At 64.1% G+C, this 13,007-nt stretch carries 10 protein-coding genes; 1 reads left to right on the top strand and 9 read right to left on the bottom strand.

All coding sequences use genetic code 11. The features are described from left to right. Positions 1-239: 239 nt before the first annotated feature. The 3 genes from P5F91_RS29225 to P5F91_RS29215 form a co-directional block, all read right to left on the bottom strand. The gene (locus tag P5F91_RS29225; protein WP_277909041.1) at positions 240-491 is read right to left on the bottom strand and encodes a hypothetical protein; all 252 of its coding nucleotides are present in this window, start codon (positions 489-491) and stop codon (positions 240-242) included. A gap of 272 nt (positions 492-763) precedes the next feature. Next, positions 764-1,102, bottom strand: coding sequence for an Rmf/CrpP family protein (locus tag P5F91_RS29220; RefSeq protein WP_277909040.1), 339 nt, complete (start codon positions 1,100-1,102; stop codon positions 764-766). A gap of 166 nt (positions 1,103-1,268) precedes the next feature. Then, complete coding sequence (locus P5F91_RS29215) at positions 1,269-1,847, bottom strand: hypothetical protein (RefSeq protein ID WP_277909039.1); 579 nt, start codon at positions 1,845-1,847, stop codon at positions 1,269-1,271. Positions 1,848-2,621: 774 nt separating this feature from the next. On the opposite strand from P5F91_RS29215, the gene P5F91_RS29210 reads away from it, so the two are divergent. Next, positions 2,622-3,155: a M48 family metalloprotease gene (locus P5F91_RS29210; RefSeq protein ID WP_338424095.1), complete on the top strand. Its 534-nt coding sequence runs from the start codon at positions 2,622-2,624 to the stop codon at positions 3,153-3,155. 104 nt (positions 3,156-3,259) lie between these two features. On the opposite strand, the gene P5F91_RS29205 is transcribed toward P5F91_RS29210, so the two are convergent. The 6 genes from P5F91_RS29205 to P5F91_RS29180 all read right to left on the bottom strand — a co-directional run bounded on the left by P5F91_RS29205 (position 3,260) and on the right by P5F91_RS29180 (position 12,569). Beyond that, a complete protein-coding gene (locus P5F91_RS29205) occupies positions 3,260-4,168 on the bottom strand; it encodes a DUF2493 domain-containing protein (RefSeq protein ID WP_277909038.1) in 909 nt (302 codons plus the stop codon). A 286-nt stretch (positions 4,169-4,454) separates the two neighbouring features. Then, positions 4,455-8,726: a strawberry notch family protein gene (locus tag P5F91_RS29200; protein ID WP_277909037.1), complete on the bottom strand. Its 4,272-nt coding sequence runs from the start codon at positions 8,724-8,726 to the stop codon at positions 4,455-4,457. Positions 8,727-8,797: 71 nt separating this feature from the next. Further along, positions 8,798-9,217, bottom strand: a complete 420-nt coding sequence (locus tag P5F91_RS29195; protein WP_277909036.1) for a DUF6915 family protein — start codon at positions 9,215-9,217, stop codon at positions 8,798-8,800. Positions 9,218-9,226: 9 nt separating this feature from the next. Further along, positions 9,227-9,703 (bottom strand): DUF6878 family protein, encoded by a 477-nt coding sequence (locus P5F91_RS29190; RefSeq protein ID WP_277909035.1) that lies wholly within the window; start codon positions 9,701-9,703, stop codon positions 9,227-9,229. Positions 9,704-9,805: 102 nt separating this feature from the next. After that, complete coding sequence (locus tag P5F91_RS29185; protein ID WP_277909034.1) at positions 9,806-10,411, bottom strand: hypothetical protein; 606 nt, start codon at positions 10,409-10,411, stop codon at positions 9,806-9,808. Between the two features lie 67 nt (positions 10,412-10,478). Continuing rightward, positions 10,479-12,569: a ParB/RepB/Spo0J family partition protein gene (locus P5F91_RS29180; RefSeq protein WP_277909033.1), complete on the bottom strand. Its 2,091-nt coding sequence runs from the start codon at positions 12,567-12,569 to the stop codon at positions 10,479-10,481. Positions 12,570-13,007 lie beyond the last annotated feature (438 nt).

Below are 13,007 nucleotides of genomic sequence, written 5' to 3'. Positions count from 1 at the left end.
GAGTATTTTTCTGGGCGCTCCAGGCAGGGCCCAGAGCTTGGCCATCAACTCATCGGCCGCCTTCAATGCGCCGCCCTGGCCTCTCTCCGCAGTTCCGCGGAGTTCCCCGGCAATGGCATCGGCGAGACCGTCGGCCAGTGGCGCGGCCTCCGCTTCGAACAACACTCTAAAAGGCGCTATCACGGCTCGTGCCCGCTCTCCTGCCCAGTCCATTTCATTGTCCTTGCGCCGGCGGTTCATTAGCTATCTGCGCACACGCCAGTGGCCTTGGCGTTCCGGCGGGCCGCATCCCTGCCGGCAGCCCAGGCAGCATAGCCGGGCGTGCCTTGCCCGATGCGGGCCGGCTTCACTGCAGGCTTCAGGAAACCCAAGCGGTATTCCTCCCAGAACGCACGTCCACCACGTGGGGCGCCGTCGTCGGCCGGCGGCGGAGGAAAGGCGGTGAGCCGATCATAGGCCGTCTGGTGCATCGGGTTCTTGAACCTGGTCATCGCTTTTGCTGCCGTTGGAACGCAGCCCGTACATGAGGCGGACACCGGGGCCGCCAGAGCTGCCACCATCTGCGTGGGCGCCACCCGTCCTTGGTGGCAAGTTCCACGACAACAGCCGTCGCTTCATCCCTCGAAGCATAGCCGCTGACCGAGATGAGGCCGTTATCGAGGATAAGTTGTTGGCCGTAGCTTCCCATGCCGCATTTCCTCCGTGAGCAGTGCCGATTGAACCAGAATGGCCTGCGAAAGACACCATTCTGCGAACGCATCCTTCACCTAGTATTCTCGCCCTCAAGGATGGATGAGAAGTCATATCCGTAGAATGTGCGGAGAGCGTTCCAGTGATCTTCTACCGCCGCAAATCGTAGCGATACTTCATTACGTAGTTGAGCATCAATAACGAAGGCTGGGCGTTCTCCTGCATCCTTCACCAAATTGAGCCCCACCGAGCCGTTCAGCCAAGCCTTCCGACGAAGGGCTTCCATAGGTTCGTTCGCGTGGTGAGGACACGCATCGACAGTTTGGCCGGACAACCGCGCTTGCCGGCCTTGCTCCACCGCTTGTTGAACCTCATTTGGAAGGCCTTCGAAGGCCGCACGCTCTACGGTCATTGTTTGTTCCTTCACGTTGGGGCATGTGCCTGACGATCGGCGCCTTTGAGGTTGGTCGGCGGTAGAAGCTGCACGAACCAGACGAGCGCTTCTGCCAGGGGTGATCATGTTCACGCTGCTGGCCCCGACCGCAAGATGGCTGGGCGGTCGCACCATTCTTGGCGGTTCAAAGCCCGGTGAGTTGATTCCCGTCGCGTCCCGTGAACTGGATGTTGCCCTCGAATGCGGGTGAAGCATGGCGGACCACGATTGTCGCAGGAGCGGCGACCATGGGCCTGACTAGAAGCCAGAGCGCCATTCCGGTGGCGCCGGCGGCCATGCCACCGGGGATTGGGTATTGATCCACGAGGGCCTGCCAAACTGGCCAGACTCTGGCGGCTATTGCGATTGCTCCCGACATGGCCAGAAGAAGGGGTTCGGCCTGGAGCAGGAGAGCAAACCCACATACCACGGTGATCATCAAGGTCTGAACGCTGATGCCTGAGGCGCGAGAGAGCAACCGGCGGCGCCAAAGCTGGTACGCAATGCGGCAAAGCGCGATCAATGCCCAGAGAAGCAAACCGCCCTGGATGAAGCCAATGACGGCCGGGGTATGAGGCGCCAGTTCCGCGCCGGTGAAGGTGCCTGCGATCACGGTAGCAACATCAAGAAAAAGCGAGACAGATAGGGCACGAACGACCAGGAACATGTCCTTGGTCGGGTTTTTGGAGAACCACTCGTCAGGGAGATTTTGGATGATGCTCACCGGTCGGCCTTTCGCTGGATGTTGAACAGTTCAGCGGCCAGCTGTTGCACCGGCACGCGGTGGTTGCTGAACTTTACAATCTGGTGGAGGGTAGCCCTGTTCGATGCCCGCGGCTACGGGCTGTATGGCGCCCGGCCCTGGCTGTGCTGTGGATACGCGGGATGACGGGGTGCCATATCGCCAGGTCTGGATGCACCTGCGTGATCATGGTCACCTCATGTTTCCTAATTTTTAGCGGTTTGCAGCCACTGCTGCAAACCCTGCCGAGCGGCGAGCTGGGTCGGGTTGGAGGGGGTATGCCGGCGAGGGGGGCGGGGTTGCGCCGTAGGGGGCCTTGGCCCCTGCGCGGCGCGGCGCCGCCCCCCTTATAGGTGGCATGCCCGGAGGTGGGGCCGGAACAGGACCCAGCCTCCCGGCCCCGGCAGGGGCTGGAAAACCCGTCAGCGCCGCCTGGCTGAGGGAGGGGGTATCTCACTCAAGTCGCGGGTGGCTCCCGCCGGCCCTACGCCGAAGGCCCGAGACAGCTTGCTGGCTCGGCTCCCTCGGGTTCTGGCGTGCCTGAGGGCACGGCGGAACCCCTAGGGAGGTACCGCCGGTCATGCCTGCCGGTGGGCGGGCATGACCCCCGCCATTTATGGCGGGGGCGCAAGAAAGGGTTTGAGGTTTCTGTACCGGGACCTGAGACTGGTGGTGAGCCTAGGGACCCACCAGGATCTGCACCTCGGGAGGTGAGAGCACTTGGCGCACGATCAGGATACGGCGACGGCGTTCATAGTGGAGACGGCTCACAGGGCTGGTGTCAGGCCCCCGCCCATAAGGTGGGAGAAGGAGCTGTACTACCAGGCCTGCGTGAACCTGGTGACGGGGCGGGTTCATGTCGATACCCGTCTCCTGGAGGTAATGCCCGATCCCTACATTGAAGCGCTGCTTGCCCATGAGGTCGGCCATCTGCAGGACCGCGGCCGGGCTTTGCTGACCCAGTTGCTGCTGATGATAGTGATGCTTCTGTCGATGGTGCTGCCGCTCTGGGTCGTATGGTGGTTTCACGGCATCCCGCCCGACGGTCAGCTGCCATGGCAGTGGGTGGCTGGAGCCCTGGCGTCGGGGCTGCTGTTGCTGTGGTTCAACATGTGGGCAATGGAGTGGGAACTGGATAGGCGCGAAGAGGTGGCAGATCGCTTCGCCGTGCAGATCTGTTCGGCCTCGTCGCTGTTGGAGATGCTGCTGTTTCATCAGCGATTGGTGAAGAGGTCTCTGGGGCCTTCCTTGCTTCGGCGGCTGAAGGTGCTGGAAGCTTGGGCAGGATAATGGGGAATGAAGGTCCAAGGCCTGGTGCCGCTGGACGGATTGCCTGGTGGAGGATGAGGGCGCCATGAGAGGGCGGCTTTAGCCGCCCTCGGGGAGAGGCGGCGTCAGCCGCCGGTTCCCCGGAAGTCCATGACGGGGATGCCGAGACGCTTCGCCTTGTCTGCCATGTTGTCGACGACACCCTGGCCCGGGTACAGCAGGATGCCGATGGGAGCGACGTCAAGGAGCGCGTCGTTGCGCTTGAAGGGAGCGGCGCGTTGGTGCTTGGCCCAATCGGGTTTGAAGGCGATGCGGGTGATCTTGCGGTTGGCGGCCCACCTGTCGGCGATGAGTTCGGCACCGCTTTCGCTGCCTCCGTGGAGAAGGACCATGTCGGGGTGGCGCTCGAGGACCTTGTCCAGGACACCGAAGATTTGGTTGACGTCCACGATGTCGGGCCCACCGATGACCGCGACCTTGGGGCCCTTGGGAATGTAGACGGAGTTCCGGGCTTCACGGCGGGCGGCCATGAAGTCGCGGCTGTCAAGCATGGCGGCGGTGAGATGTCGGTGGTTGACCTGGCTGGAGCTGCGGGGACGCCAGGTGCTGCCGGTGTGAACCGAGAAGAGATCGGCCGCGTGGTCCCGCATGGCCTCGAGCCAGTTTTGGCGGTCGATCATGGTCTGTCCGATGGCGACAAGGCGTTCCAATTCGACTGACCGGACTTCGGACCCGTCCTGCTGCTGCTGGGCCTCACGCTGGGAGCGTTCATTCTGGTCGAGGTCGCGACTGATGCGGTCGGCCGCCCGCTGGAAGATGTTGGTGGTGGCCCAAAGTAGCTCCTCGAGGTCCGGTTCCATGCGGGTGGCCTCCAGCGTGGAAACCAGGGCGTCGAAGATGTCGCTGATCGCTCCGAGGGACTGATGGGGATCGGGCATCGGGCGGGTGTCGATGTCGTCGTCAAACTCCCGAAGGCCGAACAACTGCGCGTGCTCGATGAAGCGTGCCGTGGCGGAAGATTGATGGTCGGTCATTTCAGTGATCCCCACTTTACTTTGGGGCCGCGCCCTCGCGGCCTTCGTGGAGACGACACACGCTTCCCCGGCCGGCGGCGCACCGCCGCTTGCGGCGGCCGGAGTGCAGCGGAGGACGGCGGAGCGGGGGCTATTTTGGTCGCGATGCAAAGCCGGGCCTGCCCGGCGGCGGAAAATAGTCCCCGCTCAACGTTGCGCTTTAGGCGGTCGGGAGAAGCGTTTAGTCCCACGAGAGAAGGCCGGGGTGGGGCTCTAAAGCTTTGGGGTGGAGCGATGGCCAGGCTGTCTACGCCGCTGCCTCGGTGCTGACGGAGGATTGCAGCTGATGGCGCTCGAGGATGGCGTCGAAGGTGTGGCGGCTGCCGGTCGGGATGAAGAGCCTCAGCCGCCACGCGATGATTTCGCTGACGCAGCCGGCGGCTTTCAGGCTGGGGACGTCGGTATCGGACCACCCGCAGAGTTCCAAGCGCTGGTCATGCATGACACGGACCCTGCGGATGCTGAGGTTGTCCGCCAGGTTGAGGATGGCGTCGCCGCTGCTGACGGTGGCCCAGGCGTGGTCGGGGTCAGGCGTGTCGGTGGCACAGTCACCGAACTTGTTCCAATCGGCCGGGAGCTGGCGGCCGATGATGCGCTCGCCGTCATCGGTGGTCAGCCGGTAGACGCGAGAGCTGTACTCGGGAAGTTGGCGCCAAATCGGCAGAAGGAGGCCGGTGACGATGCGCAGGGAACGAGTGGTGGTTGTCGGCAGAGCGTCGGCCTCGATGCTCCAGATAGCGCGGAACGTCTCTTCGTCGGCCGGCATCCAGCTGCTTTCGGCGAGGTGATTGGCGGGCATGTAGTCGATGTTGGCGGGGCGGACCAGGCGAAGCCGGGCGATGAGATCGCCCTTTTCAGATAGAAGGGAGGAAGCTGACGTGAGGATGGCGGCACGCTGTGAGCGCTGGTTGACCACGGGCTTGCCTTGGCCGTCCTGAATGATCTTCCAAGCCTCATCCGCCTGCAGAATGTCGGTACGGCATTGCTCGTCGATGGTCACCAGCTGGGTTTGCGCACCGGTGGCGGGATGGACATAGATGGTGCGCCTGTCCCGTACCTGGAAGCTGTCCGCGGTGAGGGTTTCGAGGCCGAGGTCATAAACGCCAGCGGCTATGGCCGCCTCCACCCGGGCGGTCATGAGTTCGTGGAAGGTTTCGAAGATGGTGTTCTGCAGGTGGATGGGCAGGGCCAGGAGGCGGTTCAGGAAGGTGGTGATTGGCGGAAGCTGGTCCCTGATGGCGCCGGTTTGGGTGACCAAGCTGAGACCTGTCATGTTCTCGAAATCCGCGAGGGGACAGCCGTCGACGTTGCCGCCGATGATCTTGTGGTAGAGATGGCGGAGCGCGTCGCGGCCGTAGACGGATTCCAAGTTGTCTTCAGGGCGGAATAAGCCCTGGCCGCCGGTCTGGCGCTGTCCCTTGGTCATGGCGCCTAGGCTGTCGAGCCGCCGGGAGATGGTGGAGCTGAAGCGCTTTTGGGCGGCCACGTTGGTGCTGATCGGCCGGAAGATGGGGGCCTGCTTCTGGTTGGTCCGCTGTGTCCTGCCCAGGCCCTGGACGGCGTTGTCCGCGCGCCAGCCGGGCTCCAGGAGGTAGTGGGTCCGCCGGCGCTGGTTCTTGCAGGACAGGTCCGCATGGTAGGACCGGCCGGTGCCTCCGGCGTCGCTGAAGATGAGGATGGATTTGCGGTCGTCCATGAAGGCGGTCGTGTCGTCCAGGCTCGCGCTGCCAGGGCGGTTCTCGACGGCCAGGCGGTGCCCACGGCGGACGATGCGCCGGCGGCGGCCTGTGACCTCCGCCACGGCATCGGTACCGAAGTGCTGGATGATCTGGTCCAAAGCCCCGATCACGGGGGGAAGGGCCGCTATCCTTTCAACGAGCTGCTCGCGGCGCTGCAGGGCGAAGCGGCAGGCGACCGGTTGCCCGTCCTTGTAGACGGGGCTGGACAGCACGGTTCCATCAGATAGGGAGTGTTCCTCGTAGAGCTGGGTGGGGAAGGCGCTCATCAGGTAGCCCAGCACATACTCGCGGGGGGTAACGTCGACCTGGAGGTCGTTCCACTGATCGGTGGGGATTTCCGCCAAGCGGCGCTCGAGGAGGGCCTCGCCGGTTGACACGATCTGCACGACGGGGGCACGGCCCTCGCCCAAGTCCTGCTGCATGCTGCGGATGAGCGTCGGGACGGTCATGCCGGTCAGCAGGTGGGAGAAGAAGCGCATCTTCGTGGATTCGAAGGCGCTGCGCGCGGCGGCCAAGGCCTGCCGGTTCCTGGTGACGCCTTCCTGGCTGATGACGCCGGCGGCCTTCAGCACGGATTCCAGGTTGTTGTGAATGATGGTGAACGCGCCGGCGTAGGCGTCATAGACCCTGATCTGTTCCGGCGTCAGGTCATGGGTGAGGATTTCGTACTCCACGCCGTCGAAGCTCAATGACCGGGCGGCATAGAGGCCGATCGCCTTCAGGTCGCGGGCGACGACTTCCATGGCGGCAACGCCCCCGGCCTCGATGGCGGCGATGAAGTTGTCGCGGGTGGCGAACGGAAAGTCGTCGCCCCCCCAGAGGCCCAGGCGCTGCGCGTATGAGAACTTGGCGACGGAAGTGCCACCGGTGGCGGAGACGTAGACGATCCGCGCATTGGGCAGGCTGTGCTGGAGCTGCAGGCCGACGCGGCCCTGCTGGGATGGGGCCTGGACCTGGTCGCCTTCGTCGTCCTGCACGCCGGCGGCATTCTGCATGGCGTGGGCTTCGTCGAAGATGATGACGCCGTCATAGTCGGCTCCGACCCAGTCGACGATCTGCTGTAGTCGGGAGATGGCGGTCCCACGTGCCTGGGATCGCAAGGTGGCGAAGGTGGTGAACAGGACGCCCCGGTCAAGGACGATGGGCGCGCCGTGCGAAAATCGCCATTGGGGAACGACAAGGAGCGGCTCCATGCCCACGGCCGACCAGTCGCGCTGCGCGTCCTCGAGCAGCTTGTCGGACTTGGAAATCCAGATGGCCTTGGTGCGCCCCTGGAGCCAGTTGTCCTGAATGATGCCGGCGCTCTGGCGGCCCTTGCCGGCGCCGGTGCCGTCGCCCAGGAAGTACCCGCGGCGGTACTGGACGGCGCCTTCGGTATCCGGGGCCACCAGTTCGATACGGTCAAGGGTTTCGTCGGATTTCCACCAGCCGGCGAGGTACTGGCTGTGAGCCTCGCCGGCGTAGATGACGGTTTCCAGCTGCATGTCGGACAGCAGGCCGTCGCTGACGACATGGGGGAGCAGGCGCGGGCGATAGGTGGGGATCGGCGGGGCGACGGCCGCCATCGCGGCCGATTGGACCAGGGCGGTGGGGTGGGGCTTGGCGCCGGGGATGCGGATGGATTGGAGTTGGTAGGGCTCGTAGACCTGGCCGTCGCGCATGGCGGTGGTATGGGCCTGGGCTATGGGCTCGTACACGAGTTCGACCCCCTGGACCTCTGCGGGCGCGGATGGCCGAGCGGCAGGGCGGGCCTTGGGACCGGTGATCAGCGTGGGTGTGGAGATCGATCGTAAAGGCTGGGGAGACAGGGGCAGTCGCGGGGGCAGCGCGTCGGCAATCCAGGTCAGGAGCGTGCGGCCGTCGGTGGCATGGCCATGGCAGTTGGGCAGATGGTCCACCGTAGGAGCCGGGCGTTTGTCGAAGACGCTGATGCGCGTGTCGGTGGTGGTGCCGTGCTTGGCGAAGAGCTTGCCATCGACGGAGGCGGTGAACAGCAGGGTGGCGTCTTCCTGCATTTCGGTGAAGGCCGCGCGGTAGGCGGGATTGTGAGGGCCCTGCTGAGCCCCGGAGATGACGACAAGGCGACCGTTGGGGGCGAGGCGCGCCAGGGCGGATCGAATGTGTCGGATGCCGACCCCGCTGGAGCGCCCTTCGACCTTCACCGCTGCGCTGAAGGGCGGATTCATGATGACGACGGTGGGAGCGGGGGCGTCCCCGAGGTGGTCGTCGATGTGGATGGCATCGTGGGTGCTGAGCATGGCGCCGGGGAAGAGGGCCCGCAGCAGTTGCGACCGGGTGCCCGCCAGTTCATTGAGCATGAGGGTGGCGCCGGCGATCTGCGCGTGGACGGCCAGCAAGCCGGTGCCCGCCGATGGTTCCAGCACCAGGTCCTGGCCGGTGATGTCGGCCGCCGCCGCGGCGGCCAGGCCCAGGACTAGAGGCGTGGAAAACTGCTGCAGCTCGACGCTCTCCTCCGACCGGCGGGTGTGGGTGGGGAACAGGCCGGCGACCCGCTCCAGCATGGGTAGCAGGGCAACGGGGGAAGTGGCCTTGGCCAGGAGGGCACGGCCGTATTTGAGGAGGAAGAGCACGGCGGCGACTTCGCAGGCGTCGTAGGCGGCCTTCCAATCCCAGGCGCCGGCGGCGTCGGTTTGCCCGAAAGCGCTGGTCATGGCGGCGTGGAGGGTTTGCGTGTCGATCCGCTGGCCGGTGCTGAGCATGGGCAGCAGTTCGCGGGCCGCGCCGACGATGCGGGCGGCCTTATCGTGGTGGGTAGTCATGATGTCTCCGGGTTTAGGCGCCGGGCTCTGCTATGGCCCGATTACACCCCGCAGGGACTGTCCTCTCACTCTCACGCTGGAGCTTGCGCTGCGAGGCCAGGAAGGGCAGCACGCTCGACTGGTGTCGTCGGCGCCTGGCTGGCGAATGGGTCCACCAGCTTGTGGATGGGCTGGGCGCGGCCCATCCATGCTTCGGGCCGAATGCAGCGAACCCAGTCCGCGAAGCTCGGGATATACCCGAGGTCTTCGAGGACGTGCTGCTCGCCGATGAGGCGGACCGGCACAATGCGTCCGGTGGAGACCGTGATCGTCGGCCCGAAGAAGCGCTCCAGCATGAAGATGCCTTCGGCATGGTGGCGAAGCGCTCGATGGCGGAAGTCGGCGGTGATCGCCTTCGATTCATCGAACCACTGGTGCAGAGGGAGATAGTTTTCCGGTGCGCCGCCCCATTTCCTCATAGATGAGAGGGCATGGTGATAGCAGTGTCCCATGTTGTCCTCTCAGAAATTGTAGTTATGGGATTCGATGGCGGTATAACGCTCGTTGAAATCGAGCGTTATGGTATTCTCCGCGACGTCGAAAACGACCTCGCCGTAGGCACCATCATTATTTTCCCAGCCGGAACGGACTTGACTGAGAACGTCATAGGTTAGTCTTTCAGTGGCCTCCTTTAAACTGACAGTGGACCTGCGCGGTTCATTTTCACCCCAAACAGCGTCGAGAAACTCGACAACAGTGGATGGAAAAGTGGAGATATTATCTCGGGCTTTGACCTCAATATCCTCGACTTGTCCAGAATCGCCGCAGCCGTCGAACGTGACTACGACATGAGTAATGCCCGCCGTGGCGAGCGCGGCCAGTAGCGCTCCTTTGTTGATTTCGAATAATTGAGCGTCAAGTGCTGCGAAGCGTTGATATTCCGACATCAGGGACTGGTTGTCGGCCGTTGCTGCGACTGTGTTTGGTGTTTCGGTCATGTCTGGCTCCTGAAACAGATGGCCCGGCGCGACGGCCCGACTATGCGGGCCGCGGAGCTTTTCGGGCCCGGCGGTGGGTATTACGCAGGTTCAAGTCCGGCATCACAGGACGTCTGGAGCCCAGGCTGCGGTCTGATTCCAGATGGATTTGGGCACCCGCGTTGCCTGGACCTGGTACTGTTCAAGGGTGTGGAAGGTCAGGAAGTCGAGCAGGTCCCCTGGGTCGAGCAAGTTGAAGGTCCAGACCTTTACGGCCTGGCCGTCGCGACTGGTTTCAGTGTGATTGCGCTCCGCCAGTCGTTCGTAGTGCTTGGGGTCGTAGATGACTTCATCTTGGCCGATAGTAATGGTGCCGTTGACACGAACCCCTTGGCGCTTGGCCTCGTCCGGCGCGATGGGGTCGGCAAGGTGTCGGCGGATAGCGCCGATGTAGCCCTCCGGCGTGGTCTGCCGATTGCGGAGCCTGAGCGATCCGCCGGCGGCCGCCGCCGCCAGTTTGGTGACAGTTCCGATGACCTGCCAATGCATGCCGGCGGCCAAGACGGTCCAGTCGCGCGCAACCTTATTGGTCCGCGCGTCAAAGAGGTTGTTGTCGCCCCCTTCTTCCAAGAGGAGGTACTGGCTGTCGTAGGTCAGCCTCTTGGTGCGCGCGACGTCATCGAAGGGAAAGAGGATGGCCATCTGACGAAATACGATGCGGTAGCTCATTGCGGTCTCTTTTGCCGTTGAGGTTGCGCAGCCCCAAGCGCCGGTGCTCGGGGCTGCTTCGATTCAATCATTCGGCGGCGATGGCCTGGATGTTGTCGGGGGTGTCATCGCAGATGGTCTCCTCCAGGAACGCGGGGAGTTCGTCGGACGTCGCGATAGCCGGGACAAAATCGTCATTGGCGGCGGTGACACGCAGCTGAGGGGGAAGCCAGCCGGTGCCGCTCAGCAGCCGCTGGGCCTCGGCCGCCATCTGCTGCTTCTTGAGATGCTCGATCAGCGAAGCGCGCTCGTCGCCGCACCCTTCCCTGACGGCAGTGACGATAGCGCTCTTGGTGACGCGGGCGAGGTAGTTCTCGGTAGTGGGCTCCCAGTGGGTGGCCATGTCGAGGTTGGCGACAGCGGCGAGATGATCCGCGTCGGCCAGGCGCTGATCCAGGGGGCTGGTGTACGGCCCGTAGGAGTAGGTGACCTCGTCGATGGCATTGATGCCGTAGCTGACAACGTGTGCCAGTAGGGCCAGACGGTCGGCCTGGCTCAGGTTGGTGAGCCAATTCCAGAGTGCGATCTTTTCGGTGGGGACTTGTTGGGCCCATTGCAGGTTCCGGTTGGTGATTTCGATGGCGGCGATGCTCTGATCGAGGTTGGGGGGTTCAGCCGTGAAGCGGGTCTCATGCACGCTGGCCTCCAGGCAGGCGAGCGGGGTGCCGGCGAAGTGCTTGGCCACCAGTCGGTGGAGCAATGCGGTCAGGGCGACTTCCGGCTGCTGTGCCACGGCGTTGCGCAAGGCGACGGTTTTGGAGGTGCTCAGCTCAGCCCGCAGGCGTGCGGGAATGGCGGGGCCGCTGTCGTCTTCCTCGGGCTCCGGCGCAGCCCGGGTGGGTAGGTCAGTGGGGTTGGTGGTGTCCGGGTCGGTGGGGTCACCCTTGGCCGTATCGGAAACGCCGTCGGCGTCCGCATCTGTGGGAGCGTCCAGGACAGGCTCGTCCTCCGGCCGGACGTAGCCGGCGCTGATGGCCAGTTCGCCGTCGCGCGACACCGAGACGAAGCAGCCGGCCATGGCCATCTCAGCGGGAGTGTAGGTGGCCGGCTCGTTTTCGATCTCGGCTATCGCGGCTTCGATCTCCTCGAGCTTCTCGTTGATGTCGTCAGGCAGGTCCTCGTACTCGGGGTGGCCTTCCACCAGGGCGTCCCGCTGTTGTTCCAGCTGGGCCAGTCGTTCGAGGCTGGTGGGATCGGGCTCACCGGTGGGTTGGATCTGGCGCAAGCCGTAGCTGGCGCTGTAGGGGATGGAGAGGGCCGCTTCCACCCATTTCCAGCCCTTTGTCTTGAGGGCGGAGGACTCTGCGTCAAGGCGCTCGATGATCAGGCGATCAACCAGGGCGGTGTCGGTGAGGAAGCACTCATCCTCTTGTGAAAAGAGGTCCCGCGTGACGGCGCCGCCGGCGGCTTCATAGGTGGCCAGGCCGAGGAACTTGACGCGGTAGTCGGTGCTGGAAATCGACTTCTCGGTCAGCTTATGCCGGATTTGATAGGGCTGGCAGCCCCAACCCGGGTTGCGTTTGATTTCCTCCCAAACCTGCTCCTGGCGGGCGTGATCGTCGGTAACGGAAAAGGCCATCAGCTGTTCCAGGGTCAGCTGATCTTGCCCGTAGGCGTCCAGAAGGGTTTCGGAGACGGTGACCAGGCGGAGACGCTGGCCCACGGCCTTGGCGGTGGTGAAGAAGGCGGCTGCGATCTCTTCGTCGGACTTGCCGTGGTCGCGCAGAGCCTTGAAGGCGCGGTACTGGTCCAACGGGTGGAGCGGAGCCCGTTGGGTGTTTTCCGCCAAGGAATCTTCCTCGGCGATACCGTCCTCACGGATGATGCAGGGGATGGGGGCGTTCTTGGCGAGACGCTTCTGCTTCACCAAAAGCTGCAAGGCGGTGAAGCGGCGGCCGCCGGCGGGGACGTCATAGAAGCCGGTCGGCTGGTCTTCGGCGTCGAGGATGGGCCGGACGCACAGGGACTGAAGCAGGGTGCGTCGGGCGATGTCTTCGGCCAGTTGTTCGATGGACACTCCGTCCTTGATGCGGCGGACGTTGCTCTGGGACAGCTGCAGCTTGTCGAGCGAGATATTGCTGATCTGGGAAAGGACGATCTTGGTCGCGGCTTTGCTCATGGCTTATCGGGCTCCTGGGAAGGTGCCTTGAGACACTCTCTCGGCTCAAATCCTTCACTCGAACCAAGCAGCCCTCTTCCTCTACCGGCCGCCGTCGCACCACGAAGTGTGGAAGGGCGCTGCCGGCCCCCAGCGCGCCACCCGGATGCTGAGCATCGGGATTGAAACCGGCCGGGGCCTGTCCATCTTCAGGGTAGAGGTTTTGGGAGGGGAAAATGGGGAATGGGGTGAAAAAGGGGTATCAGCGCTGGGAGCCCCCTGGCGGGTCGTTCGCCAACACCGTCATCGGGCGCGCAAACCTGCGGTTTCGCGGAGATGAGCGACGTCGGAATTGGTTCAGCGCCGCGATCGAGGGGCTGTTCCAGGCTCTGCTTCGCTTGTTTTGCTGACCCTGAAGGCGCGCGCGCCGGTGCGTTTGGGTATGGACCCTATCGCGCG

It is taken from the genome of Nitrospirillum amazonense (genome assembly GCF_029594735.1).
Lineage (GTDB): Bacteria > Pseudomonadota > Alphaproteobacteria > Azospirillales > Azospirillaceae > Nitrospirillum > Nitrospirillum amazonense.
Note: the sequence above shows the minus strand (reverse complement) of the source record. Positions and strands in the feature narration are given on the sequence as shown.